The organism is Rathayibacter sp. AY1F6, from assembly GCF_002932035.1.
Taxonomy (GTDB): Bacteria; Actinomycetota; Actinomycetes; order Actinomycetales; family Microbacteriaceae; genus Rathayibacter.
Genome location: NZ_PSVD01000004.1, coordinates 153,871 through 177,392, shown reverse-complemented (window position 1 = coordinate 177,392; position 23,522 = coordinate 153,871). Strand labels below are relative to the sequence as shown.

Below are 23,522 nucleotides of genomic sequence, written 5' to 3'. Positions count from 1 at the left end.
ACCTCAGACCACGTCGGCGAGGTACCCCGGGTCGGCCGCCGGGTGCCGGGCGACCTGCGCCCACGCCGTCGCGAGCGCCTCCACGGCCCGGTCGGTCGCCTCGGGCGAGTAGCCGATCGGGATGCGGAGGAACCGCTCGAAGGCGCCGTCGATCCCGAAGCGCGGGCCCGCGGTGATCAGCAGGCCCGCCGTCCGGGCGGCGAGCGCCAGCTGCGAGCTCGCCGGCCGGCCCAGGCCCACCCAGGTGGAGAGACCGCCCGAGACCCGCGGCACGCTCCACTCCGGGATCGCGCGCGCCAGGGCCGCCTCGAGGTGGTCGCGGCCCGCGCGCAGCTGCGAGCGCCGCAGCTCCAGCACGCCGTCCATCCGGCCGAGCATGTCCGCGACCAGGAGCTGCTCCAGGATCGGCGTGCCGAGGTCGCTCGCCGAGCGCGCCAGCGCCAGCTTGCGGATCACCGCTCGCTCGGCGCGGATCCAGCCGATCCGGATGCCGCCCCACAGCGTCTTGCCGACGGAGCCGATCGAGAGCACCGTCCCCTCGGGCCCGTAGGCGGCGAAGGGCAGCGGCGTCATCCGCCGGTCGATGTCGAGCTCGGCCGTCGTCTCGTCGGCGATGATCAGGGTCCCCTGCCGGGCCGCGGCGGCGATCGCCCGCTCCCGCAGCTCGGGGGCCATGGAGCGGCCGGTCGGGTTGTGGAAGTCGGGCATCAGGTAGGCCAGGCTCGGGCTCGTGCCGCGCAGCGCGGCGATCAGGCCCTCTCCGTCCCAGCCGTCCGCCCCGTCGACGTTCACCGGCACGAGCCGCGCGCCGGCCAGCCGGAGGGCCTCGTAGGCGTGCGGGTAGGTCGGGGCCTCGATCAGCGCCCGGTCGCCCCGCGCGAGCAGGGTGCGGGCGACGAGTGCGATCGCGTGCTGCGCGCCGATGGTCACCATGATCTGGCCGGGCTCGGTGCGCAGACCCCGCGCGGTGTAGCGCTCGGCGATCGCGCGGCGCAGCACCGGCAGGCCGACCGTGTCGTAGGAGCCGGAGTCGAAGTGCTCGGGGGCCGCCTGCGCCGCGCGGGTGTACGCCTCGGCCAGCTCGGGGACGGCGGGCAGTGCCGCCCTGGTGAAGTCGAGGAAGTCCGGCGCGAGCGAGGGCACCGCGTGCACGGCCGCTCCCGGCAGGCGGGTGACGCTGCCGGAGCCGCGCACGCTGACGAGGTAGCCGCTGTCGCGCAGCTCGCGGTACGCGGCGGCCACGGTCGTGCGGCTGACGCCGAGGCGGGCCGAGAGCTCGCGCTCGGCGGGCAGGCGGCTGCCCGCGGGGATGCGGCCGTCGATCCCGAGGAGGCGGATCCGGTCGGCCAGAGCGAGGTAGGCGGGCCGGGTGCCGCGCTGCTCGCGCCAGTCGCCGAGGAGGGTCTGCAGGGCGCGCGCGCCGAAGTGGACATCAGCCATGCGTCCAAGGTAGCCGGATTGGACCGCGCGAAGAAGGCCAATGTCGCGCTGTGATGAGTCCATGACCCTCACCGCTCCCGTCGCCGCCGCCGCTCCCCCGGCTGGCCAGTGGCGCCTCCGACCCGTGCCGCGCCTGCTGGTGGGCCTGATCCTCTACGGATTCGCCGACGCGATGATGATCCGCGCGGCGATCGGCGTGGACCCGTGGACCGTCTTCGCCCAGGGGGTCGCGCACCAGACCGGGCTCGGGATCGGACTGCTCACGAACGTGATCGGCCTGCTCGTCCTGCTGCTGTGGATCCCCCTCCGACAGCGGCCCGGTCTCGGCACCGTGCTGAACGTGCTCGTGGTCGGCACGATGATCGACGTCGGACTGCGTGTGCTGGCGACGCCGGAGGAGTGGTGGGCCCGCGGCCTGCTCTTCGCAGGCGGTCTCGTTCTGCTGGCGGTCGCGAGCGGGATCTACATCGGCGCCCGCCTCGGTCCGGGGCCCCGCGACGGACTGATGCTGGGCCTGCACACCCGCACGGGCCTGCCGATCTGGGTGGCGCGCTCGGGCGTCGAGCTCACGGTGCTGCTCATCGGCTGGGCCCTCGGCGGCGACGCCGGCCTCGGCACCCTCCTCTTCGCGGTGCTGATCGGGCCGCTCTGCTCGGTGACCCTGCCTCTGCTCGGGGTGCGGAGGCACTGACCCGCGGACGACGGAGGCCCCGCCTCCCGGACCGGTTCCGGGAGGCGGGGCCGTCGCGATCGGATCGGCTAGCGCTTGGCCGCGATCTCCGCACGCATCCGCGACGCCTCGTCCGAGTCCTGGATCGAGGCGATCCCCTCGGTGATCGAGGTGCCCGACGCGGGGGCCTCGTGCTCGTCCGCTCCGAGCGTGGTCTCGTCGAACGGCGAGCGTCCGCCGAGGACCTCGCGGACCTGCACCATGTCGATCTGCTTGGTCCAGGTGCCCACGAGCAGGGTGGCGACCGCGTTGCCGGTGAAGTTGGTGACCGCGCGGGCCTCGGACATGAAGCGGTCGATGCCGACGATCACGCCGACGCCGTTGACCAGGTCGGGGCGGAAGGACTGGAGGCCGCCGGCCAGCGTGGCCAGGCCCGCTCCGGTGACGCCCGCGGCGCCCTTCGAGGCGATCATCATGAAGAGGAGGAGGCCGATCTGCTCCGGGATCGACATCGGCGCTCCGGTGGCCGAGGCGATGAACAGCGACGCCATTGTGAGGTAGATCGCCGTGCCGTCGAGGTTGAAGGAGTAGCCGGTGGGCACGGTGATGCCGACGACGGGCTTGGAGACGCCGAGGTGCTCCATCTTCGCGATCAGGCGGGGCAGCGCCGCCTCCGAGGAGGAGGTGCCGACGATGAGCAGGTACTCGCGGGCCAGGTACTTCATCAGCGAGAAGATGCTGACGCCGGTCACCAGGCGCAGCAGCAGGCCGAGGACGACGACCACGAAGATCGCGCAGGTGATGTAGAAGCCGATCATCAGGGTGGCGAGAGCGACGACCGCTCCCCAGCCGGTCTTGCCGACGACCGCGGCGATGGCGCCGAACGCGCCGATCGGGGCGACCCAGAGCACCATCGAGAGGATGCGGAAGACCAGGACCTGGAGCTGCTTGATCGCTCCGAGGATCGGCTGTCCCTTGGCGCCCATCTTCTGCAGCGCGAAGCCGACGAGCAGCGCGACGAAGAGGGTCTGCAGGATGCTGCCGTCCACGAGCGAGGAGAACAGCGAGACGGGGATGATCCCGAGGACGAAGTCGCTGGTGCTCTCGGCCTTGAGGTCGCTGGTGTCGTAGGTGGCGCTCGAGATGTCGAGGCCCTCGCCCGGGTGCAGGATGTTGCCGACGACGAGGCCGATCGCCAGGGCGAAGGTCGACATCACGATGAAGTAGCCCAGCGCGAGTCCGCCGACCTTGCCGACCGTGGCGGCCTTCGCGATGGAGCCGATGCCGATGACGATGGTGCAGAAGATGATCGGCGCGATCATCATCTTGATCAGTCCGACGAAGGCCTTGCCGACGGGCTCGAGCGTCGCCGCGAAGGCGGGAGCGACGAGTCCGACCACGACGCCGGCGACCACGGCGATGATGACGGCGATGTAGAGCCAGTGGTTCCGGTCGATGCGCCGCCGGGTCTTCGGAGGGGTGACCGCGGGGATCAGCCGGTCGGACGGCGTCTGAGGCGTCTTCGCCATGGGGGTGTCCTTCTCTTCGTCGAGGTGAGGGGGTAGGACGATGGTGGCCCCGCCTCCGGAGCCCGGCACGGTTGCGTTCATACTGTTCACGGCGGGGCGCCCCGAGCGCTCGCTCACGAGGGAGTGGCATGGTCAGGACGCCGAGCGCACGCGGACCGCGCGGCAGCATCGCCGCGCGCCTGTTCGCCGTGCAGCTGCTGAGCATCCTGCTGATCGCCGCAGCGGCCGTCGCGGTGCTGGCCCTCGACGCGCGGAGCCGGGCGGGCGACGAGGCCGCCCAGCGGAGCCTCGTCGTGGCGCGGACGGTGGCCGACAATCCGTTCGTCCTCGAGTCGACGGCCGGCGCGGATCCCTCCGCGAGCCTGCAGCCGTACGCCGAGGAGGTCATGCGGGACACCGGCGTCGACTTCCTCACGATCATGGCCCCCGACCGCACCCGGTACACCCACCGCGACCGCGACCGGATCGGCCTGCCGTTCCAGGGCACGATCGAGCCCGCGCTGGAGGGGCGGACCTTCACCGAGACGTACACCGGCACGCTCGGGCCCTCCGTCCGCGCCGTCGCGCCGATCGAGGACGCCGACGGCGCGGTCGTCGCGCTCGTGTCGGCGGGCGTCACGCTCTCGGCCGTGGACGCCTCCTTCGCCGCCCGCGTGCAGGTCGTCGCGTGGGGCGCGCTCGGTGCGGTCGCGCTCGGCGCGCTCGGCTCGTGGCTCCTCGCCCGCTACCTGCGGCGGGTCACGGGCGGGCGGGGCCCGGAGCAGATGAGCCAGGTCTTCGCCTACTACGAGTCCGTCCTGCACTCGGTGCGGGAGGGGCTGCTGCTGGTCGACGACCGCGGCCGACTGGTGCTCGCCAACGACCACGCGCTGGAGCTGCTCGGGCTCGAGGGCGTGCGGACGCCGGTGCCGGTCGCCGAGCTCGACCTCCCCGTCGCCCTGCGCGAGCTGCTGCAGGACGACGAGCCCGTCTCGGACCGCCTGGTCGTGGCCCGCGAGCGGATCCTCGTGGTGAACGAGCGGCCCGCCGCCTCCCCCGGAGCCCGCCCCCTGGGCACGGTCGTCACGCTCCGGGACCGCACCGAGCTGCAGCGGGTGAGCGGCGAGCTGGAGTCACTGCGCACCCTCTCGGACGCGCTGCGCTCGCAGACCCACGAGTTCTCGAACCGCCTGCACACCATCGCGTCGCTGATCGAGCTCGGTCGGCCCGACGAGGCGCTCGCGTTCGCCGCCGGCGAGCTGAACCTCAGCCAGCGCCTGGCCGACCGGGTCCTCGGCTCCGTGCAGGAGCCGGTGATCGCCGCCCTGCTGCTGGGCAAGGCCGCACAGGCCCGCGAGCGCGGCGTCGAGCTGCACTTCGAGACGCACCTCGAGCCCGGCACGCAGGGGCTGGAGCCCGGGGACCTCGTGACGGTGCTGGGCAATCTGATCGACAACGCCCTCGACGCGGCCGCCTCCTCCGCTCCGGACCGCGAGCCGTGGGTGGAGGTCTACCTCGGCCTCGCGGAGGGCGAGCTGGTGGTGCAGGTGTCGGACAGCGGCCCCGGAGTCGCGAGCGCCGCCGACGTCTTCGCGCGCGGCTACTCGACGAAGGAGTCGGACGGCTTCGGCCGCGGCATCGGCCTGGCGCTGGTGCAGCAGGTGGTGGAGCGCCTCGGCGGCTCGATCGAGGTCTCGCGCCACGTCGGCGCGGTGTTCACGGTGCAGCTGCCGCTGCCCGCGCGGGTGGCGTCGTGATCCGAGTGCTCGTCGTCGAGGACGAGCCGCTGACCGCGAGCGCCCACGCCGACTACGTCCGACGGGTCGACGGCTTCGAGGTGGCCGCGGTCGCCGGCAGCGGGGCGGAGGCGATCCGGGCGCTGCGCGCGGACCCGGGCATCGCGCTGATCCTGCTCGACATGAACCTGCCGGACATGGGCGGCCTCGACCTCTGCCGGGCCGTCCGGGCGGCGGGCCTGGACGTCGACGTCATCGCGATCACCGCCGTCCGCGACGCCGCGAACGTGCGCGCCTCCGTGGCAGCCGGCATCGTGCAGTACCTGATCAAGCCGTTCGTCTACAGCGCGTTCGCCGCCAAGCTCGCCAGCTACCGGTCGTACCGCGAGCGGATGCACGGCGCCGACGTCGCCAGCCAGCACGAGGTGGACGGGGCCTTCGCGGCGCTCCGCACCTCCAACGCCCCGGGTCTGGCCAAGGGGCTCTCGGCCCAGACCCTCGAGGCCGTCACCGCACTGCTGGGCCCCGTCGGCCTCTCGGCGGCCGAGCTCGCCACCCGCCTCGACATCTCGCGGGTGACGGCCCGCCGCTACCTCGAGCACCTCGCCGACTCCGGAGTGGCGGACCGCGCGCCCCGCTACGGCTCCCCCGGCCGCCCGGAGCTGGAGTACCGCCGCCGCTGAGCGCGCGTCAGGCGGCCTGCAGCGCGTCGGCGATCTCCTCCTCGATCAGGTCGTGGTTGATCGCCGCGCCCACGCGCAGCCCGTCGGCGGACGAGGCGACGACCTGAGCCATCGGCTCGACCAGCGAGCCCGCGGCGAAGACCCCGGCGACGCCGGTCCGGCCCATCGGATCGACGGCGAGGTGCCGCGCGACTCCCGACGGGTGGTCGGCGAGCTCGAGGCCGAGCCCCTCGGGGAGCCGCCCCTCGACCCGCGGGCCGACGACGAGCGCGTCGAGCTCGTGCCGCCGACCGTCGATCACCACGCCGACCAGGCGGTCGTCCTCGACGAGAACCCTCTCGACGCGGCCAGGCACCAGAGCGATCCCGCGGGCGGCCAGCGCCGGCGCCTCGTCGCCGGCGGGCGCGGGTGCGCCGTGGAGCAGGATCGACGTCCGGTCGCTGAGCTGACGGAACATCTGCGCCTGGTGCCCGGCGAACGAGCTGCCGAGCACGCCGATCCGCCGGCCGCGCACCTCGAAGCCGTGGCAGTAGGGGCAGTGCAGGACGTCCCGTCCCCAGCGGGCGCCGAGCCCGGGGATCTCCGGCAGCAGGTCGCGGACGCCGGTCGCGAGCAGGAGGCGGCGCGCGCGGAGGACCGTGCCGTCGGCGAGGGTCGCGGTCACGCCCTCGGCACCCGCGGAGGCGCGGACCGCCTCGCCCTCGATCACCCGGGCCCCGTAGCCCTCGGCCTCGGCGCGCACCAGGCGCACCAGCTCCGTCGGCGGGACGCCGTCGCGGGTCAGCACGTTGTGGGCACCGGGCGAGGGTGCGTTGCGCGGAGGTCCGCCGTCGACGACGAGGACGTCGCGGAGACTGCGGCCGAGGGCAGTGGCGGCGGCGAGGCCGGCGAAGGAGGCGCCGAGGATCAGGACGTCGGCGGGGGCAGGGACGGACGGGCCGGTGGGGGCGTCGGTGGAGGTCATGGGTCGATGCTCCGCCGCCCCGGGCTGGGCCGCGAGGATCCGTGCCGTTCCGGCATGCGGCGCGACCGCCCGTGCCAGGATGGCGTCGTGCCCGAGACCCCGCCCGCCCCCTCCGACGACGAGATCGTCGCCGCCGTCGGACCACGGCTCCGGCGCCTGCGCACCCGCCGCGACCGCACGCTCGCGTCCCTCGCGGCCGAGACCGGCATCTCGGCGAGCACCCTCTCGCGCCTCGAGAGCGGCGGCCGTCGCGCGACGCTGGAGCTGCTCCTCCCGATCGCCCGCGCCCTCGGGGCGCCGCTCGACGAGCTCGTCGGCGCCGCGCCGGAGGATCCCCGCGTGCACGGGCGGCCGGTGCGCCGGAACGGCATGCTCATCCAGCCGCTCAGCCGCGACGCGGGCGCGCTCCAGGCGTTCAAGCACACGCTCCCGGCCGGGCCGGTGACGGAGCCGGCGGAGCAGCGCGCGCACGAGGGCTTCGAGTGGCTCTACGTGCTGAGCGGGCGGCTCCGCCTGCGGCTCGGCGAGCACGATCTGGTGCTGCCGGCCGGCGAGGCCGCCGAGTTCGACACCCGGGTGCCGCACTGGTTCGGCCGCGCCGACGAGCAGCAGGTCGAGTTCCTCAGCCTCTTCGGCCGCCAGGGCGAGCGGATGCACGTGCGCGCGTCCACGCGCCGCTGAGCGCGGTCACGCCTCGCCGAGCACCTCGCGCGCGAAGCCCTCGGTGCGCGCCCGCAGAGTCGCGATCCGCTGCGCTCGCGCCGCCTCGAGGTCGAACCCGATGTAGGCCACCGACGGGCGCCGCCGCACGTTCACCGAGCACTCGAAGCGGGAGCAGACGAGCGTGCCGAGCGAGTCCCCCGCCCGCCCGGCCGCTCCGGCCTTCCGCGCCCCGAAGAAGACGACGTCGTTCGGGAGCTGCACGTCGCGGCACCACGAGCACTGCGCCCGCGAGCGCGGCAGGGCGTCGGCCTGGGTGAGCAGGACCCCGACGAGGCGCTCCTCCAGCGGCACGACGACGTAGGCGCGGCGGCCCATCCTCCGGTCGCGCCAGCCGAGATGGTCGATGACCGACCAGTCCAGCGCGTCGAAGTCCTTCGGCAGCGCGAGGTCGGCGACCTCCTTGCGGGAGGCGTTGACGAAGGACTCGCGGATCTCGGTCTCGGTCAGTGGCTGCATAGCGCTTCCGAGCCTAGGCCGGGATCAGCCCAGGTGGGCGACGGCCTCCTTCGGAGCCTGGGCGAGGAACTCCTCCTTCTTCACCCGGATCATCGCGACGGCGACGACGGAGGCGACGACCAGCCCGATCGCGGCCGCGACGAAGACCGCGGAGTAGCCGTCGACGAAGGCGACCGGCGACTGCTGCTCGCCCGCGACTCCCGCGTAGAGGGTCGTGAAGATCGACAGCCCGATCGAGCCGCCGATCTGCATGGCGGCGTTCGCGGTCGCTCCGGCGGCACCGGCGTCGTGGGCCGCGACTCCGGTGAGCGCGAGATTCTGCAGCGGCACGAAGACCATCGCCATGCCGACGCCCAGGAGGATCAGCGCGGGCAGCACCTCGAGGAGGTAGCCGCCGTCGGGGGTGATGCGGCTCAGGTAGAGGAGCCCGGCCGCCGCGATCAGCGGGCCGACGATCATCAGCACGCGCGGGCCGATGCGCGGCAGCAGCTTGGCGGCGACTCCGGCGACGATCATGATCGTCACCGTCATCGGCAGATTGGCCAGGCCCGCCTCGAGCGGCGGCAGGCCCAGGACCAGCTGCAGGTGCAGGGTCAGGTAGAGGGTGGAGCCGATCATCACGCTGCCGACGATCGCCTGGACCAGGAAGGCTCCGCCGCGGACGCGGTCGGCGACGATGCGCAGCGGCAGCGACGGGTGGTCGGAGCGGGCCTGGATCCGCACGAAGAGGGCCAGCAGCAGCACGCCGACGAGGAGGAAGCCGAGGGTGTCGACGCGGAGCCAGCCCTGCTCGGCGAGGGTGAAGCCGTAGACGACGCTCGCGAGCCCGAGCGCGACGGTGATCGTCCCGGCGACGTCGAAGCGGTTGCGCCCCTCCGCGCGGCTCTCGGTGACGAGCAGCTGGCCGGCGATCGCGCCGACCACGACGACGGGGACGTTGACGAGGAGGCACCAGCGCCAGTCGGCGAACTCGGTGAGCAGCCCGCCCAGCACGAGGCCGACGGCGGCGCCCGCTCCGGCGACCGCTCCGAAGACGGCGAAGGCCGTGCCCCGCTCGCGGCCGGAGGGGAAGGAGACGGTGAGGAGGGCCAGAGCGGCCGGAGCGAGCAGCGCGGCGAAGGCGCCCTGCAGCCCGCGGGCGGCGATCAGCTCGGTGCCGGAGGTGGCGAGGCCGCCCCAGGCGGAGGCGGCGCCGAAGCCGATCATCCCGATCAGGTAGGTGCGCTTGCGGCCGGTGTAGTCGGCGATGCGGCCGCCCAGGAGCAGGAGCGCGCCGAACGCGAGGGCGTAGGCGGTGACGACCCACTGGCGCTCGACGTCGGTGAGGCCGAGGTCGGCCTGTGCGGCGGGGAGCGCGATCGTGACGATGGTGCCGTCGAGCACGACGACGAGCTGCGTGAGCGCGAGGATCACGAGCACCCACCAGCGGCGGGCGGAGGAGGGAGCGGACGGGGAGGGCATGGCGGCCTTTCACACGGAGCGGAGCGGGACCGGCGGGTCCGGATCCGAGCCGCGTCATCGGGGCCGAACCACCCCAACCAGTTGGTTGGGCGAAGAAGAGTGTATCGTTCGAGCGCCCGGAGGTGAACCATGGAGCCGACATCCGATGCGGCGCTGCCCGCGCGCGAGCGGATCCTCCGCGCGGCCTCCGTCGAGTTCGCCGCCCACGGCTTCGCGGGCGCCCGGGTCGACCGTGTGGCCGCGGCGGCGGGTCTGAACAAGGAGCGGCTCTACGCCTACTACGGCGGCAAGCGCGGCCTGTTCGTCGCGACCGTCGTCGAGGCGCTCGGCGCTCTCGACGAGACGCTCCTCGCCGAGGCGGCGGACCTCCCCGACCTCGCGGGCCGCATGTTCGACCATGTGTGGGAGCACCCGGAGTTCCTGCGCCTGCTCACGTGGGCGCGCCTGGAGGGAGCCGGCGTCTGGGAGGAGGCCGGCGAGCAGCTCGGCGGGGTCCCCGCCCCCGAGGCCCGGGTCCTCGAGTGGCAGCGCACCGGCGTCGTCGACGCGAGCTGGTCCGCCGACGACCTCTTCATCGCCCTCCTCGGCCTCTGCGAGATCTGGCACCTCACCCCCTTCGCCTCCCGGGGCGGGGAGGAGACGCGCGACCGCCGCCGCGCCTTCGTCGTGCACGTCGCGCAGCTGGTGGGCGCACCGCGCTGAGGCCGACCCCTCCCCCGGCAACGGAAGCGACGTCGGCATCTCCGATCCGGACGCGGTGGACGGGGCGGCTCATCCCTCCGAGCCGGAACCCGACGGATCGGACTGGAGTGGGAGGTCCCACGGATCCGGCTTCGGGACGACCCCTTCATCACCCGGAAGGACCGCGCCCGCCGCGCGCTGAGCCTCGTCCTCAAGGAGGAGTGATTCGAAATCGCCGGGCGCGCACGGCATCTCCGCCCCGATCATGTACATCTCCTCGACAGCGCCGGTGACGAAGCTCGCCCGCAGCACCGGTCCGCCCTGCCCGTAGACCGTCGGGCGCGGAGTCGAATCGGTCACTCTCACCGTCATCCCCAGCGACTCCCAGTAGTCCGCGACCTTCCGCGCATCCCCCTCGACATCGGTGCCCGCCGGAGCCCACCAGTCGTAGCTGTAGCTCGCACCGCTCACCCGGTCGCCGGGGCCGCACACATCGGGCCTGGCCGCGCCGCTCCGCGGCCACCACCCCTCCACATCGAGCCGCCCCGCGGAGTCCCGCACGAACTCCACCACCCGGTCCCGACCCTCCCGAGGACTCATCGTGCTCACCGGTCTCGCCTCCTTCTCCGTTGCACAAGCGGTCATCGACATCACGAGCAGAGCGGCGACGGTCAGCGCGACGCCCGTCCGCTGAGGAGAGCCTCTACCCGCCATGGGAGGCTCCCACGACCGCCTTCTGGAAGGCGGTCGGTCCGAGCGGCCGGTTCTCGGTCAGCAGGTCGAGTCGCCGGGAGACGGCCCACGCCGCGTTCTGCAGGGACTCGGTGTTCTTGTCGAGATACCCCGCGAGATCGCCGTCGTCGCTCTTCAGCGCAGCGTGATCCGTCACGATCCTCCCGGCGTCGCCTCCGGTCTCGACACCGAAGACGCGCGCGCCGAAGTCCTCGTCAGCGGGATCCGTGTGGTGGTTCCAGCTGAAGGCGCGGCCCATCCACGCGGCCTCGTCGCCGCTCTCGGTCTCGCCGAGGTACTTGTCCCGCGCCTGCCCCGCGAAGACGGATTCCGCGTGCAGGTCGCTCGCCTCGTCGACGCTGTCCGGGAGGCCGGCCGAGCCCAGCGTCACGACGACCCCGAGCTCGACGTCCGAGCGCGAGGCGGCGACGGCCATGACGGTGCTGCCGTAGGAGTGGGCGACGACGTTCGGCTTCGGCAGGTCGTCGCCCCGGACCGCGGAGAGCCCCTGGACAGCCGAGGCGAGTGCGGCGCCGCCGGCGACCGCCTGGTTCGAGGTGAGGACGTCCATGCCGTTCCCGCCGAGCCGCGCCATCGGCGGGGTCTCGTAGCCGATCCAGGAGACGACGGCGCTGCCGGGCGGGAGGAGCGACTGCAGATTCTGCGACGCCTTCGTCCATCGGGTCATGCTCTCCGTCGTCTGTCCCATCCCGGGGACGGCGTAGGTGACGTTCGTGGCGGTGTCGGGATCGCCGATCGAGACGGCGGCGAGCGGAGGCTCGTCGGCGGTCAGGGAGATGAGGAAGCGCGGGTCCTGACCGAGACCGCGCCGGAGCGATGCCCGCACGTCCCTCAGCGCCACCAGCTGCGACTCCACCGCCGCGAGTCGCTCCCCGTCTCCCGCCTTCCCGCGCAGGCCCGCCGCCTCGCTCCTCAGCGCCACGATCCGCGCCCTCAGCGCCCTCTCGTTCGCCCTCACCCGGGCGCGGTAGGGAACACCCTCCAGATTCCCGATCACCCCGGGCAGACCGGCGACCAGCGCCTCCTGCTGCGGCGAGAAGCGCGCGCCGTCCGTGGAGTCGAGGCTCCGCCACCAGTCGTTCACGAGGGTCGGAGCCAGTCGCCCGAGGCGCGCCGCGAGGTCGGGCGACGCCGCCAGGAGTGTTGCGAGATCGTCGGACGAGAGCGCCGCGAGGGAGTCGAGCAGGCTCCGGCCGCCCCGGGGCCGCGCCAGGGTGCCGACGGCGTCGAGGACCGGAACGGAGAGCGCCGCTCCCCCCGCGGCGGTGAAGGCCAGGGAGATCTGCTCGACCCAGGTCGCGTCGGCCGCACCGATCGACAGCAGCTCGCGGAAGCCCCGGAGCACCGAGAAGGACTCGACCGGCGCCCACGAGCAGCGGTTGCCGAAGGCTCCCCAGGCGGCCATCAGATCCTGGAGCCGGGAGCGCATCGCCTCGTCCGCCTGCCGGGTCTGCGAGACGAAGACGTCGAGGCGCTCGGGGTCGGCGGAGGTCGTGCCTCTCGCGGCGGGGCCGCCCGGGGACGTGCGGGGCACCGACCGCGGGGAGAACAGCGCACGGATCGGCGGAGGCACGACCGGCCGATCGGACGGCGGCCGGTCGACGACCTCCTCGACTCCCGCCGCGAGGGCCGCGATCGGATCGAGGCGGCGCTGCTGCTCGCGCTCGTCCCCCCGCCGCTCCCAGGCCGCGTACTCCTCCCGGCGCCGACGCTCCTCCTCGGCCTTCCTCGCCACGAGCCGCACCGTGTCGGCGAGCTCGTGCAGCTCGGCGCTCAGCCGACCGCGGTTCTCCCTGTCGCAGAGGCGGACCCGGCGGAACAGCTCGGCGTACGCGCCGCGGAGCTCGCCCAGTGCGTACTCGGCAGCGACGGACCTCAGCAGCTCCTGGGAGGCGAGCGCCTCCGCCGCCTCGTCCGAGGTGCGGACCAGCTCCGCCGCTGCTGCATGGTCGAAAGAGAACAGGGTCATCGCCTCCTGAGTGAGAACATCTCAGGAAATGTAGAACGACCACGACGGCGTCGGCACCGGGTGGCGCGAGACGGCGCGCGGTCAGCGCGCCCACGCTCCGTCCGGCGACCCGCACGCAGAAGTGGCGCGGACCGCATCGGTCCGCGCCACTCGTTCAGATCACGCGGCTCACTCCGCCGCGGTCAGCCGCTCCAGGTATCCCGCGAACGCGCGCAGGTCCTCCTCGGGCCAGGCGCTCAGCGCCTCCTGCATCCGCTGCCGCTGACGGCCGCCGAGGTCGCGCATCCGCTCGCATCCGGCCGCGCTGAGCGAGAGGAACCGCGCTCGGCCGTCGGCGGGATCGGTGGTCATCTCGACCAGGCCCAGCTCGGCGAGCTGGCGGGCCTGGCGGCTGATCGCGCTGCGGTCGACCCCGAGCCGCTCCGCCGCGGCGCCGGAGTGGACCGGACCGCAGCGCTCGAGGATCCGCAGCAGCCGCAGTCCGAAGGGCGGCAGCGCCGGGTCGATCGACGCCGCCGCGTCCCGGACGGCGAGGCGCACCTGGACGGCGAGCACGGTGATCTGCTCCTCGACCTCGTGCAGCGCCTCGGCCGAGGGCGCGGCGGCGGGCATCAGGAGCGCTCGATCACGTCGACGGAGCCGGTGGGAGCGGCGTGGCGTGCGTGGCCGACCGGCTCCTCCTGCCGCTCGTCGTCGGCGTGGCGGCCGTGTCCGGCGGGAGTGGCCTCGCGACCCTCCCGGGCGTGCGTCGCGTCGTCCGTCCGCCGGGCCTGGCCGACGGGGCGGAGCGCCGCCTGGCCGTCCGAGGCGGCGATGAGGGCGTCCTCCGCGGCCTGCAGCGGAGTGGTCGGCTCCGCCTTGAGCTGCACCGCGTTCTTCGAGCCGAGGCTCACGTTGGGCAGGAGGACGACGGCGATCAGCGTGACCACGGCGAGCGGGATGCTGTAGAGGAACACGTCGCCGACGCCGATCCCGTAGGCGCTCTCGACCACGACGCGCACGGCGTCGGGCAGGGTGGCCGGCTGCGGGATCGTGCCGCTGCCCAGCGCCTGCGCGGCGAGAGCCTGGTCGGCGGGAGCGAGCCCCGCGATGCCGGTCTTGATGCGGTCGGCGATCACGGTGCCGAGCATCGAGCCCAGGACCGAGACTCCGACGGTGCCGACGAGGCTGCGGAAGAACGTGACCGCGCTGGTCGCGACGCCGAGGTTCTTCACCTCGATCGAGTTCTGCACCACCAGGACGAGGTTCTGCATCAGCATGCCCAGGCCGGCGCCGAGGACGGCCATGTAGATCCCGACGAGGACCAGGTCCGTGTCGTAGCGGAGGGTGCTGAGGAGGGAGGTTCCGATCACGGCGAGCACGCCGCCGCTGATCATGATCGCCTTCCACTTGCCGGTGCGGGAGATGATCCCGCCGAAGATCGTCGACGCGATCAGCAGGCCGGCCATCATCGGGATGGTGAGCAGGCCCGACTGGGTCGGCGTGGCTCCGCGGGCCAGCTGCATGTACTGCGCGAGGAAGACGGCGACGCCGAACATCGAGACGCCGACCGAGATGCTCGCCACGACGGCGAGGCTGAAGGTGCGGTTCTTGAACATCCCCATCGGGATGATCGGCTCGGCCACGGTGAGCTCGGTGATCACGGCGGCGATCAGCAGCACGACGGCACCGCCGACCATGACCGCGGTCTCCCACGAGGCCCAGTCGAAGTTCTTGCCGGCGAGGGAGACCCAGATCAGCAGGAGCGAGACTCCGCCCGCGATGAGCACGGCGCCGAGGTAGTCGATCCGCACCTTGCGCTTCGGGTGCGCGGGGAGGCGGAGGGTCATCTGGAGGAGGACGATCGCGACGATCGCGACGGGCATCGCGATGAAGAAGTTCCAGCGCCAGCCGAACGCGTCGGTCACGACGCCGCCCAGGAGCGGGCCGCCGACGGTGCCGATCGCCATCACGCCGCCGAAGAGGCCGGCGTACTTGCCGCGCTCACGGGGGCTGATGATGTCGGCCATGATGATCTGGCTCAGCGCGGCGAGTCCGCCGGCGCCCAGGCCCTGGAACACGCGGAAGACGATCAGCATGTTCGTGTCCTGCGAGAAGCCGGCCAGGGCGGAGCCGATGACGAACAGCCCGAGGGCGAGCTGGATCAGCAGCTTGCGGTTGAACAGGTCGGCGAACTTGCCCCAGAGCGGGGTGGAGACCGTGGTCGCGAGCAGGGTCGCGGTGACGACCCAGGTGTAGGCGTTCTGGTCGCCCTTGAGGTCGGAGATGATCCGGGGCAGCGAGGTCGACACGACCGTGCCCGCGAGGATCGAGACGAACATGCCCAGCAGCAGGCCGCTGAGCGATTCGAGCACCTGGCGGTGCGACATGGCGCCGTCCGGCCCGGCGGGGGCGTGCGGCGCGGTGGTTCCGCGCGATGCGGCGCGGTGTTCGGGGTGTGACATGGGCTCCTCTTCAGCACGGCGGCGGTTCTAGTTGACTGCGATCAACTATTGACCGAGAGCAACTATATAGCCGGGCGTCACGAATCTCCAGTGGCACTCTGCTGCCGTCCAGGCGCCGCTCCGGCCGCGCCTATCCTCGGAGCATGGACAACATCGATCGGAAGATCCTCGATCTGCTGCGCCAGAACTCCCGCGCGGGCTACGGCGACATCGGCGGCGTGGTCGGGCTCTCCGCCTCCGCGGTGAAGCGCCGCGTCGACCGCCTCGTGGCCGACGGCGTGATCCGCGGCTTCACGATCAAGGTCGACCCCGCGGTCGACGGCATGGCCACCGAGGCCTACGTCGAGCTCTTCTGCCGCGGCACCGTCGCCCCGGACGAGCTCCGCCGCATCCTCTCCGCGGTCCCCGAGGTCGTCGACGCGGGCACGGTCACCGGCTCCGCCGACGCGATCGTCCACATCCGCTCGCGCGACATCCCCAGCCTCGAGCTCGCCCTCGAGAAGGTCCGCATCGCGCCCAACGTCGACCACACGCGCTCCGCGATCGTCCTCTCCCGCCTCATCCAGCGCAGCGAGGCCTGACGGATCGCGCCACCTCCTCGACGCGCGTCGCGACCGCCTGGTACTCCATACCTGTATGGTGAATCCAGGAGGGCGAGCATGAGCGACAGGGAACAGGCCGGTACGGCGGCACGACGCAGACGGCGCATCTGGCTGATGCTGCCGGCTCTGTTCGTCGGCGTCCTGGCCGGGCACCTCGTCGCGACCGCGGTGGGCGCCGAGGATCCGTGGGACGTCGTGGTCACCGCCGCCGTCGCGGCAGCGGTGGCGTCCGTCGTCCTCGCCCTCGTCGACCGGCGGCGCTGAGCCCTCCCTCCTGGATCGGAATCCGAGGGAGGGAACGACGATGGAACGACAGAGGACGAGCACGGCACTGGTCGCGGCGGCGGCCGCTCTGCTGGCGGTGCCGCTGTTCACAGCGCAGGCCGCGCACGCCGAGCCGGCGAGGCAGGAGACGAGCAGCCGGGTGCACCTCGAGGCGCGGGGCGGATCGGCGTCGACGGTGACCTTCGACGTCACCGACGGCACGCGGATCGTCGAGCTGGCGGGCGGCGGGGTCGGCTTCACGGACGGCGCCGAGACGTCCGACGCACTCCCGGAGAGGATCGACGTCGGACGCGGCCGCACCGTGTCGGGCCACTGGTCGATCGACGACTCCGACACGCTCACCTTCCACTTCGCCCCGGACTCGGCGTCCCGCTCGGCGGCGGGCGGCCAGCACCTGAACAGCGACTGGAGCTCGCCCGAGTGGGGCCACTGCGTCGCCGGGAGCGGCGTCAGCGGTGCCGCGACCGGCGGGGTGATCGGTGCGATCTCCGGTCCCGGCGCGATCGCCTCCGCGACCGGCGGGCTGCTCGCGGGGATCATCGGCGGAGCGATCACCTGCTGAGCGCCGCCTCCTGAACGACCCGGATCAGGTGGGCGCGTCCGCTGCGGCGTGGACGCGCTCGCCGCCGATCCAGGTGCCCAGCACCCGGGTGTCCCCGATCGCGCCGGGGTCGCCGGCGAAGGGGTCCCGGTCCAGCAGGGCGAAGTCCGCCGCGAGTCCCACGGCGATCGAGCCCGACTCGCCCTCCAGGCCGTTCACCCACGCCGAGCCGGCCGTGGAGGCGGAGAGGGCGGTGGCGAGGTCGAGGCGCTGCTCCGGGAGGAACACCTCCTCGCTCCACCCCGGCTCGCGCTCGGACGGCGCCGAGAGCCGGTTCACCGCGACGTGGATCGCGGCGAGCGGGTCGGGCGTCGACACCGGCCAGTCGCTCCCCGCGGCGAGCACCGCGCCCGAGCGGAGCAGGTCGCCGAACGGGTACTGCCACGAGCCGCGCCGCTCACCGAGGAACGGCAGCGTCAGCTCCACCATCTGCGGCTCCAGCGAGGCCCACAGCATCTGCAGGTTGGCCGCGACGTCGAGCGCACGGAAGCGCGGCAGGTCGTCCGGATGCACGACCTGCAGGTGGGCGAGGTGGTGGCGGTTGCCGCGGCGCCCGTTCGCCTGGATCGCCCGCTCGACCGCGTCCAGGCACTCGCGTACGGCACGATCGCCGATCGCGTGGAAGTGCACCTGGAACCCGGCCGCGTCCAGGAGCGGCACGGCCTCGTTCAGGAGGCGCGGGTCGACCATCGAGAGGCCGTCGCCGTGACCGTGGCCGCCGTGCCCGTCGAGGTAGGGCTCGAGCATCGCCGCCGTGAAGTTCTCGGCGACCCCGTCCTGCATGATCTTGACGGTCGTCGGCGCGAAGCGGTCGGCGGCGAGCGCCGCGCGCCGCTCGACGAGCTCCGGGATCTGCTCGACGCCGCGGCCTCGGTCCCACCACAGCGCACCGCGGACGCGCCCGGTCAGCTCGCCGCTCAGCGCCGCGCGGCGGTACACCGGACCGGGGTCGCCCACATCGCCGTAGGAGCCGATGATCGCGTCCTGCCACGCCGTCACTCCGAACGAGTGCAGGGTCTCCTGCCCGAGGAGTAGCGCGCGGTGGAGCTCGTCCGCGCTCGCGGGCGAGAGGTGGCGGCGGACCGCGTCCATCGCCCCCTCGTGCAGGGTGCCGGAGGGGGTGCCGTCGGCCAGGCGCTCGATGCGGCCGTCGGCGGGGTCCGGCGTCGTGCGGTCGATCCCCGCGAGGCGCAGTGCGGCGGAGTTGACCCAGGCGCCGTGCCCGTCGGCGTTGGTGAGGAAGGCGGGCCGGTCAGGGACGACCGTGTCGAGCTCGCGGGCGGTCGGGGTGCCTCCGGGGAAGTCGGGCAGGTTCCAGCCGCCGCCGAGGATCCACTCCGCTCCGCTCTCCCGAGCCGCGTACCCGGCGACCGTCGCCAGGTGCTCGGCGGGCGACCCTCCCGCTCCGAGCCAGCAGCGCAGCAGCGCGGCGCCGCCCCAGACCGGGTGCACGTGGGCGTCCTGGAAGCCGGGGACGAGCATCCGGCCCTCGAGGTCGACCACCTCGGTGCGCGGCCCGATCAGGTCGGAGGCGTCGGCGCCGACCGCGACGATCCGCCCTCCGACGACAGCGACGCCGTGCGCTCGGGAGCGCACGGCGTCGGCGGTGAAGACGGCGCCGCCGGTCAGGACGAGATCGGCGGCGCGCACGGGTTCAGAAGCCCGCGGGAGCGAAGGCCTGCGTCATCTGGGAGAAGAGCGACACCGTCCAGCCGATCGCGATGAGGAACGACACGACCACGACGCCGAGGAAGACCCAGAGCGGGAGGAGTCCGCCGCCGGTCACGCGCTTCACGACCACGCTTCGGCCGATCACGTAGACGTAGGGAGCGGCGAGGAAGGCCCACGCCCAGTGGAACGGACGCTGCAGGCCGGCTCGCTTCAGCTGGCGCCAGTCGAGGAAGGCGAAGACGACCTCCGCCGCGTAGATCAGGAAGCCGACGACCTGGAGCATGCCGAGGCCGACGAGGTAGGCGGTCGACATCCCCATCGAGGAGCTCGGCCCGTAGGTCGAGGCCATCGACGAGTCGACGATCGCGCTCGGCGGGAGGAGGAAGATCGACAGCGCCGAGAGCAGCGGCAGGAGGACCACCACCCAGATCCACGGGGTGGACGTGACGATGCTCGTGTCGCGCTGCTGCACGGGTGCTCCGGGAGCCGCGGAGTAGGCCGGGTACTGCGGCTGCTGCTGGCCGTAGGGCTGCTGCGGCTGCTGGCCGTACTGCTGGGGAGCCTGCTGGCCGTAGCCCTGCTGCGGCTGCTGCGGCTGCTGGCCGGCGCCCTGCTGGCCGTAGCCCTGCCCGTAGCCCTGCTGCCCGTAGCCCTGCTGGCCGTAGCCCTGCTGCCCGTAGCTCTGCTGCGGGTCGGCGGACGACGGCTGCTGCGGATACCGACCCGAGGCCGACTGCCCGTAGCTCGTCGCCGCTCCGCTCGACGTCTCCCCGTAGGCGGGACGCTCGGCGGGCGGCGCGGGCGGAGTCGGTGCGGTCGGCGGAACGGGAGTCGCGGCGGCCTGCGCCGACCCGCTCTCGGCCGGGGCGGTGGGAGTGGCCGCCGGCGCGTCGCGGAGCGACTCCGTCCAGCCGGTCCCGTCCCACCAGCGCTGACGGGACGAGCCCGCCGGGTCCGGGTACCACCCGGCGCGGGGTCCGGAGGCCTCGCCGCCCGTGCTCGCGCCCTGGTCCGTGCCGGTTCCGTTGTCGTCCGTCATGGCGTCCTCCACTCCCCTCCGGGCGTCTGCCCGCGATCTCGGACCACCGTAGCGCCGCGACACGATGCGTGGCCTGAGGGCGGGCTGATCGCGCGCTGTCCGAGCGCTGTCCGCACCGGCAGGCGCCGGAGGCCGCCGACCGCCAGGATGGACGCATGCCCCATCTCCTCCGAGCCCGTGCCGCCCTCTTCGACATGGACGGGACGCTCGTCGACTCGACGGCCGTCGTGGAGACCATCTGGGGCGCCTTCGCCGAGCGCTTCGCTCTCGACCACGACGCGGTTCTCGGCGCCGTTCACGGTGTCCGCGCCGCCGACAGCGTCCGCCGCTTCGCTCCGGCCGGCAGCGACGTCGACGCGATCGTCGCGGAGCTCGACGCGTACGAGCTCGAGCACACCGAGGGCACCGTCGAGATCCCCGGCGCGACGGCGTTCCTCGCCTCACTCCCCCGCGAGCGCGTCGCCCTGGTCACGTCCGCGAGCCCGGCGCTGGCGGCCGCACGTCTGGCTGCGGCGGGCGTCCCCTCCCCCGACACCGTCGTCACCGCGCACGACGTCGCGAACGGCAAGCCTGCTCCCGACGGCTACCTCGCCGCCGCGGCCCTGCTCGGCGTCTCCCCCGAGGACGCGCTGGTGTTCGAGGACGCCGAGGCCGGCATCCGGGCGGGTCTGGACGCCGGCATGCGCGTCATCGTCGTCGGGAGCCACGAGAGTGCGAGCACCCGGGGGCTGCCCCGGATCGCGCACTACTCCGACGCGCACGCCGCGCTCGAGTGCGACGAGCTCGTCGTCACCCTCGGCGGGCCTCAGTAGCGGATCGCGTCGATCACCTTCACCCGCACGGCGACGATCGCCGGCACCAGGCCCGCGAGCGCGCCGACGAGGGTCGCCGCCCCGAGCCCGAGCAGCGCCGCCTCGGCCGGGAAAGGCGGGATGTCGGCGATCCCGTTGTCCTGCACGAAGGCCACCGTCCACGGGTTGGTGACGAGGATGACCGCGATCGTCACGCCGACCACTCCGGCGACCACGGTCGCCACGACGCTCTCCATCATGATCGAGAAGAAGATGCGGCCGGAGGAGGCGCCGAAGCTGCGCCGGATGCCGATCTCGCGGATCCGCTGCCGGACGGTGACCAGGGCGATGTTGAGCAGTCCGAGCGCGCCGAGCGCCAGCACCAGGCCCGCCACGCCGCCGATCACCCAGGTCAGCACGCCGAAGGGGTCGGAGTCGTAGACCAGGTAGTCCTGCCGGTCGACCGACACCTCGAAGTCGGATCCCAGGGCGCCGGCCACATCGCGCTCCACCGCCGCGGCGAGGGGCTCGGCCAGGTCGAGCGGCACCCACATCTCGTAGTTCGGCACACCCTGCCCGCCGTACTGCGGGTCGGCGTCGCGGGCGACCGCCGGGTAGGCGTCCGCGAGCATCATCATCGACGGATCCGTCTCGAACTGCGAGGAGGGAGTCACGCCGACCACCACGCCCGTGACGTCGCGCTCGGAGCCGAGCAGGGTGACCACCGGGTGGGTGCGCAGATCCGGGCTCCCGATCCGCTCCCAGAAGCGCTCGTTGACGACGAGGGCGGGAGCGAGGCGCTGGGAGTCGCGGGCGGTGAACCAGGAGCCGTCCACGATCTTCAGCCGGTGCATCTCGGCGAAGGGCTGGTCGACCGCCTGCACCGCGACGTCGACGGCGCCGTCGGCGAACTGGACGCGCGCGCTGCCGTAGGTCGAGCGGCTCGCGTAGGTGATGGAGTAGCGCTCCAGCGCACCGGTCCACGCGGCCTGGAGTGCGTCGGCATCCACCCCGGAGGTGCCGGTACCGGAGGGGTAGGCGGAGAGGAAGAGGCTCGCCGGGCGCCCGCTGGAGCGCTCGGCCTGCTCGATGCTGGCCTGGCGGGCGATGCCGCCGGCGGCGACGACCGCGGTCAGGGCGGCGACGGCCACCGCGACTCCGATCAGCGAGAGCAGCACGCGGCCGCGGTGGATCCGCAGCTCGGTCCACGCCTCGACGATCGCGCCGGCGATCCCGACGAGCGCGCGCATCAGAGGACCCCCGCCTCGGCGACGGGGCCCGCATCCGCGGTCGAGCCCAGGCGGCCGTGGTCGAGCCGGTAGTGGCGCTCGGCCCGCGCCGCGATGGCCGGGTCGTGGGTGATGGTGACCAGCGCCGAGCCGGACTCGCGGGCGATCTCGTCGAGCAGGCCCATCACGCTCTCGCCGGTGTCGGTGTCGAGGGCGCCCGTCGGCTCGTCGGCGAGGATCAGCCGCGGTCGGCGCACCAGGGCTCGGGCGATCGCGATCCGCTGCTGCTCGCCGCCCGACATGCGCCCGGGCATCGAGTCCACGCGGTGCCCGAGGCCGACCCGCTCCAGCATCTCGGCCGCGAGGTCGCGGCGGCGCCAGAACTCCGATCCGGTCGCGTAGAGCAGCGGCGTCATCACGTTCTCGCGGGCGGTCCGCCCCTCCAGCAGGTTGAACTGCTGGAAGATGAAGCCGATGCTGCCGCCGCGGATGCGCGCGCGGGCTCGCGAGGACAGGGTCTCGGTGGGAGCACCCTCGAGCAGCATCCGCCCCTCGGTCGGCTCGTCGATGAGTCCGAGGATGTTGAGCAGCGTCGACTTGCCGGAGCCGCTGCGCCCCACGACCGAGACGTGGTCGCCCTCGCCCACCTCGAGATCGACGCCGTCGAGGATCGTCAGCGGCGGTGCGTCGGGCAGCGGGACGACCTTGCGGATCCCCTCGAGCCGGAGGATCGTCACGAGCAGAAGACCGAGCCGTCGGGCTGCGCGATGCAGTCGCCGCCCAGCTGGACGTCGGGAGCCGCCTCCTCCGCGCCCGGCACGAACTGCAGGAGCTCGGCGCCCTCCTCCACTCCGCCGGTGATCTCGACGGAGCTGCCGTCGGTGAGTCCCAGCGTCACCGGGACCTCCTCGGTGCTGCCGTCGTCCGCCCGGCGGAACACGACGCCGGACTGGGCGGTGCCCTCGACCGCGGTGGTCGGCACGACGAGGACGTCCTCCGCCTTGCCTCCCGCGAGCGTCACCGAGGCGGCGAGCCCGGGGAACACGGTGACCTCCGTCGGCACCTGGCAGGTGAAGCTCGTGCCGGAGCCGCCGGTGGAGGTCCCGCCGCCGCCGTCCGTCGCGCCGCCGGTCGTGCCGCCCTCGCCGGCTCCGGCGAGAGGGGTGCTGATGGTGAGGTCGGTGCAGGTGAAGCCCGCGGGCCCGCCGGTGATCGCGACCTGCGCCTCCGTCGGCCGGTTCTGGATGCGGTAGAGCTGCTGCGCGTCGATCGTGCCGGTGACGGCGTAGCTCGGCGGCGCGACCTGTCCGGTCACCTCGCCGACCGTGACGGCCTGGTCGTGGATGACGCCGAGGGCGCTGAGGGTGCCGCCGGTCGCGGCGTAGACCCGCTCGAAGCGCACGGAGGGCTCCTGCTGGGTGAGGGTGACGGCGCCGTCCGGGCCGGTCGTCTCGACCGGGTCGCGCGGAGTCTCGACGCGGATGTCGTAGATGAGATCGCCCGACGCGACGGCCGCGCCCTGCTGCACGTAGACGTCGTCGACCGTTCCGGCCGCCGTCGCCTTCAGCGGCACGGCGGGGTCGGCGGCGACGGTGCCCTGGAGGGTGAGGTCGTTGGTGACCGTGCCGCGGGCGACCGTGACGGTCGGCTCGGTGATCTCACCGGTCGGCTGCGTCGGATCGGCCTCGGCCGCGCCGTCCGGGAAGAACGCGATCTTCACCAGGGCGATGCTCGCCGCTCCGATGATGACCATCCACACGATCGGGAACACCCAACGCCGAACCGCACCCATCAAGTCCCCCGACTCCGCTTCCAG

At 73.3% G+C, this 23,522-nt stretch carries 23 protein-coding genes; 9 read left to right on the top strand and 14 right to left on the bottom strand.

Translation table 11 applies throughout. The features are described 5' to 3' along the window. Positions 1-3: 3 nt before the first annotated feature. A complete protein-coding gene (locus C5C44_RS05880) occupies positions 4-1,440 on the bottom strand; it encodes a PLP-dependent aminotransferase family protein (RefSeq protein WP_104233115.1) in 1,437 nt (478 codons plus the stop codon). Positions 1,441-1,501: 61 nt separating this feature from the next. Between C5C44_RS05880 and C5C44_RS05875 the strand changes: the two genes are divergently transcribed. Then, positions 1,502-2,131, top strand: a complete 630-nt coding sequence (locus tag C5C44_RS05875) for a YitT family protein (RefSeq protein ID WP_374953139.1) — start codon at positions 1,502-1,504, stop codon at positions 2,129-2,131. 68 nt (positions 2,132-2,199) lie between these two features. Here C5C44_RS05875 and C5C44_RS05870 read toward each other — a convergent pair whose 3' ends face one another. Beyond that, positions 2,200-3,639: a cation:dicarboxylate symporter family transporter gene (locus C5C44_RS05870; protein WP_104223811.1), complete on the bottom strand. Its 1,440-nt coding sequence runs from the start codon at positions 3,637-3,639 to the stop codon at positions 2,200-2,202. Between the two features lie 128 nt (positions 3,640-3,767). Between C5C44_RS05870 and C5C44_RS05865 the strand changes: the two genes are divergently transcribed. After that, entirely contained in the window at positions 3,768-5,375 is a 1,608-nt protein-coding gene (locus C5C44_RS05865) for a sensor histidine kinase (protein ID WP_104260395.1), read from the top strand. Further along, entirely contained in the window at positions 5,372-6,037 is a 666-nt protein-coding gene (locus tag C5C44_RS05860) for a response regulator (RefSeq protein WP_104335504.1), read from the top strand. The genes C5C44_RS05865 and C5C44_RS05860 overlap by 4 nt, the downstream gene beginning before the upstream one ends. A 7-nt stretch (positions 6,038-6,044) precedes the next feature. Here the strand turns inward: C5C44_RS05860 and C5C44_RS05855 are convergent, their stop codons facing one another. Beyond that, complete coding sequence (locus C5C44_RS05855) at positions 6,045-7,001, bottom strand: NAD(P)/FAD-dependent oxidoreductase (RefSeq protein WP_104335503.1); 957 nt, start codon at positions 6,999-7,001, stop codon at positions 6,045-6,047. Between the two features lie 87 nt (positions 7,002-7,088). On the opposite strand from C5C44_RS05855, the gene C5C44_RS05850 reads away from it, so the two are divergent. Then, positions 7,089-7,682, top strand: a complete 594-nt coding sequence (locus C5C44_RS05850; RefSeq protein WP_104283164.1) for a helix-turn-helix domain-containing protein — start codon at positions 7,089-7,091, stop codon at positions 7,680-7,682. Between the two features lie 6 nt (positions 7,683-7,688). Here the strand turns inward: C5C44_RS05850 and C5C44_RS05845 are convergent, their stop codons facing one another. Further along, on the bottom strand, positions 7,689-8,180 hold the full coding sequence (locus C5C44_RS05845; RefSeq protein WP_104222848.1) for an FBP domain-containing protein: 492 nt from the start codon (positions 8,178-8,180) through the stop codon (positions 7,689-7,691). A gap of 24 nt (positions 8,181-8,204) precedes the next feature. Then, entirely contained in the window at positions 8,205-9,641 is a 1,437-nt protein-coding gene (locus C5C44_RS05840) for an MFS transporter (RefSeq protein ID WP_104222849.1), read from the bottom strand. A gap of 129 nt (positions 9,642-9,770) precedes the next feature. Between C5C44_RS05840 and C5C44_RS05835 the strand changes: the two genes are divergently transcribed. Further along, on the top strand, positions 9,771-10,343 hold the full coding sequence (locus C5C44_RS05835; RefSeq protein ID WP_104222850.1) for a TetR family transcriptional regulator: 573 nt from the start codon (positions 9,771-9,773) through the stop codon (positions 10,341-10,343). Between the two features lie 69 nt (positions 10,344-10,412). Here C5C44_RS05835 and C5C44_RS05830 read toward each other — a convergent pair whose 3' ends face one another. The 4 genes from C5C44_RS05830 to C5C44_RS05815 form a co-directional block, all read right to left on the bottom strand. Beyond that, on the bottom strand, positions 10,413-10,895 hold the full coding sequence (locus C5C44_RS05830) for a hypothetical protein (RefSeq protein ID WP_146085908.1): 483 nt from the start codon (positions 10,893-10,895) through the stop codon (positions 10,413-10,415). A 130-nt stretch (positions 10,896-11,025) separates the two neighbouring features. After that, positions 11,026-13,044: an alpha/beta hydrolase gene (locus tag C5C44_RS05825; protein ID WP_104335502.1), complete on the bottom strand. Its 2,019-nt coding sequence runs from the start codon at positions 13,042-13,044 to the stop codon at positions 11,026-11,028. Positions 13,045-13,212: 168 nt separating this feature from the next. Further along, positions 13,213-13,656: a MarR family winged helix-turn-helix transcriptional regulator gene (locus tag C5C44_RS05820; protein ID WP_104335501.1), complete on the bottom strand. Its 444-nt coding sequence runs from the start codon at positions 13,654-13,656 to the stop codon at positions 13,213-13,215. Continuing rightward, entirely contained in the window at positions 13,656-15,413 is a 1,758-nt protein-coding gene (locus C5C44_RS05815) for an MDR family MFS transporter (protein WP_104335500.1), read from the bottom strand. Before C5C44_RS05815 ends, C5C44_RS05820 begins: the two co-directional genes overlap by 1 nt. Before the next feature lie 218 nt (positions 15,414-15,631). Between C5C44_RS05815 and C5C44_RS05810 the strand changes: the two genes are divergently transcribed. The 3 genes from C5C44_RS05810 (at position 15,632) to C5C44_RS05805 (ending at position 16,937) form a co-directional block, all read left to right on the top strand. Beyond that, positions 15,632-16,069 carry an Lrp/AsnC family transcriptional regulator gene (locus C5C44_RS05810; RefSeq protein ID WP_104222855.1) on the top strand — a complete coding sequence of 146 codons (438 nt, stop codon included), beginning with the start codon at positions 15,632-15,634 and terminating at the stop codon, positions 16,067-16,069. 78 nt (positions 16,070-16,147) lie between these two features. Further along, the gene (locus C5C44_RS16675; protein WP_146076614.1) at positions 16,148-16,354 is read left to right on the top strand and encodes a hypothetical protein; all 207 of its coding nucleotides are present in this window, start codon (positions 16,148-16,150) and stop codon (positions 16,352-16,354) included. A 40-nt stretch (positions 16,355-16,394) separates the two neighbouring features. Beyond that, on the top strand, positions 16,395-16,937 hold the full coding sequence (locus C5C44_RS05805) for a hypothetical protein (protein WP_104335499.1): 543 nt from the start codon (positions 16,395-16,397) through the stop codon (positions 16,935-16,937). A gap of 24 nt (positions 16,938-16,961) precedes the next feature. On the opposite strand, the gene C5C44_RS05800 is transcribed toward C5C44_RS05805, so the two are convergent. Both C5C44_RS05800 and C5C44_RS05795 read right to left on the bottom strand, forming a co-directional pair. Continuing rightward, a complete protein-coding gene (locus tag C5C44_RS05800; RefSeq protein WP_104335498.1) occupies positions 16,962-18,626 on the bottom strand; it encodes an amidohydrolase in 1,665 nt (554 codons plus the stop codon). A 4-nt stretch (positions 18,627-18,630) separates the two neighbouring features. Next, positions 18,631-19,686 (bottom strand): DUF2510 domain-containing protein, encoded by a 1,056-nt coding sequence (locus tag C5C44_RS05795; protein ID WP_146084313.1) that lies wholly within the window; start codon positions 19,684-19,686, stop codon positions 18,631-18,633. A gap of 155 nt (positions 19,687-19,841) precedes the next feature. Here C5C44_RS05795 and C5C44_RS05790 point away from each other — a divergent pair, with 155 nt between their 5' ends. After that, positions 19,842-20,498: an HAD-IA family hydrolase gene (locus tag C5C44_RS05790; RefSeq protein ID WP_104335496.1), complete on the top strand. Its 657-nt coding sequence runs from the start codon at positions 19,842-19,844 to the stop codon at positions 20,496-20,498. Here the strand turns inward: C5C44_RS05790 and C5C44_RS05785 are convergent. From C5C44_RS05785 to C5C44_RS05775, 3 genes are read right to left on the bottom strand one after another with little or no spacing between them, the layout of a single operon-like run. Further along, positions 20,492-21,727, bottom strand: coding sequence for an ABC transporter permease (locus tag C5C44_RS05785; protein ID WP_104335495.1), 1,236 nt, complete (start codon positions 21,725-21,727; stop codon positions 20,492-20,494). The genes C5C44_RS05790 and C5C44_RS05785 overlap by 7 nt on opposite strands. Further along, entirely contained in the window at positions 21,727-22,443 is a 717-nt protein-coding gene (locus tag C5C44_RS05780; protein WP_104246911.1) for an ABC transporter ATP-binding protein, read from the bottom strand. Before C5C44_RS05780 ends, C5C44_RS05785 begins: the two co-directional genes overlap by 1 nt. Continuing rightward, the gene (locus C5C44_RS05775) at positions 22,440-23,459 is read right to left on the bottom strand and encodes an efflux RND transporter periplasmic adaptor subunit (protein ID WP_104222862.1); all 1,020 of its coding nucleotides are present in this window, start codon (positions 23,457-23,459) and stop codon (positions 22,440-22,442) included. Before C5C44_RS05775 ends, C5C44_RS05780 begins: the two co-directional genes overlap by 4 nt. Between the last annotated feature and the right edge of the window lie 63 nt (positions 23,460-23,522).

Coding starts and splice junctions, on each gene's coding strand:
- C5C44_RS05810 (WP_104222855.1), top strand. CDS start 15,632: ATGGACAACATCGATCGGAAGATCCTCGATCTGCTGCGCCAGAACTCC.
- C5C44_RS05805 (WP_104335499.1), top strand. CDS start 16,395: ATGGAACGACAGAGGACGAGCACGGCACTGGTCGCGGCGGCGGCCGCT.
- C5C44_RS05875 (WP_374953139.1), top strand. CDS start 1,502: ATGACCCTCACCGCTCCCGTCGCCGCCGCCGCTCCCCCGGCTGGCCAG.
- C5C44_RS05785 (WP_104335495.1), bottom strand. CDS start 21,727: ATGCGCGCGCTCGTCGGGATCGCCGGCGCGATCGTCGAGGCGTGGACC.
- C5C44_RS05870 (WP_104223811.1), bottom strand. CDS start 3,639: ATGGCGAAGACGCCTCAGACGCCGTCCGACCGGCTGATCCCCGCGGTC.
- C5C44_RS05845 (WP_104222848.1), bottom strand. CDS start 8,180: ATGCAGCCACTGACCGAGACCGAGATCCGCGAGTCCTTCGTCAACGCC.
- C5C44_RS05855 (WP_104335503.1), bottom strand. CDS start 7,001: ATGACCTCCACCGACGCCCCCACCGGCCCGTCCGTCCCTGCCCCCGCC.
- C5C44_RS05820 (WP_104335501.1), bottom strand. CDS start 13,656: ATGCCCGCCGCCGCGCCCTCGGCCGAGGCGCTGCACGAGGTCGAGGAG.
- C5C44_RS05815 (WP_104335500.1), bottom strand. CDS start 15,413: ATGTCGCACCGCCAGGTGCTCGAATCGCTCAGCGGCCTGCTGCTGGGC.
- C5C44_RS05840 (WP_104222849.1), bottom strand. CDS start 9,641: ATGCCCTCCCCGTCCGCTCCCTCCTCCGCCCGCCGCTGGTGGGTGCTC.
- C5C44_RS16675 (WP_146076614.1), top strand. CDS start 16,148: ATGAGCGACAGGGAACAGGCCGGTACGGCGGCACGACGCAGACGGCGC.
- C5C44_RS05790 (WP_104335496.1), top strand. CDS start 19,842: ATGCCCCATCTCCTCCGAGCCCGTGCCGCCCTCTTCGACATGGACGGG.
- C5C44_RS05880 (WP_104233115.1), bottom strand. CDS start 1,440: ATGGCTGATGTCCACTTCGGCGCGCGCGCCCTGCAGACCCTCCTCGGC.
- C5C44_RS05775 (WP_104222862.1), bottom strand. CDS start 23,459: ATGGTCATCATCGGAGCGGCGAGCATCGCCCTGGTGAAGATCGCGTTC.
- C5C44_RS05865 (WP_104260395.1), top strand. CDS start 3,768: ATGGTCAGGACGCCGAGCGCACGCGGACCGCGCGGCAGCATCGCCGCG.
- C5C44_RS05835 (WP_104222850.1), top strand. CDS start 9,771: ATGGAGCCGACATCCGATGCGGCGCTGCCCGCGCGCGAGCGGATCCTC.
- C5C44_RS05825 (WP_104335502.1), bottom strand. CDS start 13,044: ATGACCCTGTTCTCTTTCGACCATGCAGCAGCGGCGGAGCTGGTCCGC.
- C5C44_RS05795 (WP_146084313.1), bottom strand. CDS start 19,686: ATGACGGACGACAACGGAACCGGCACGGACCAGGGCGCGAGCACGGGC.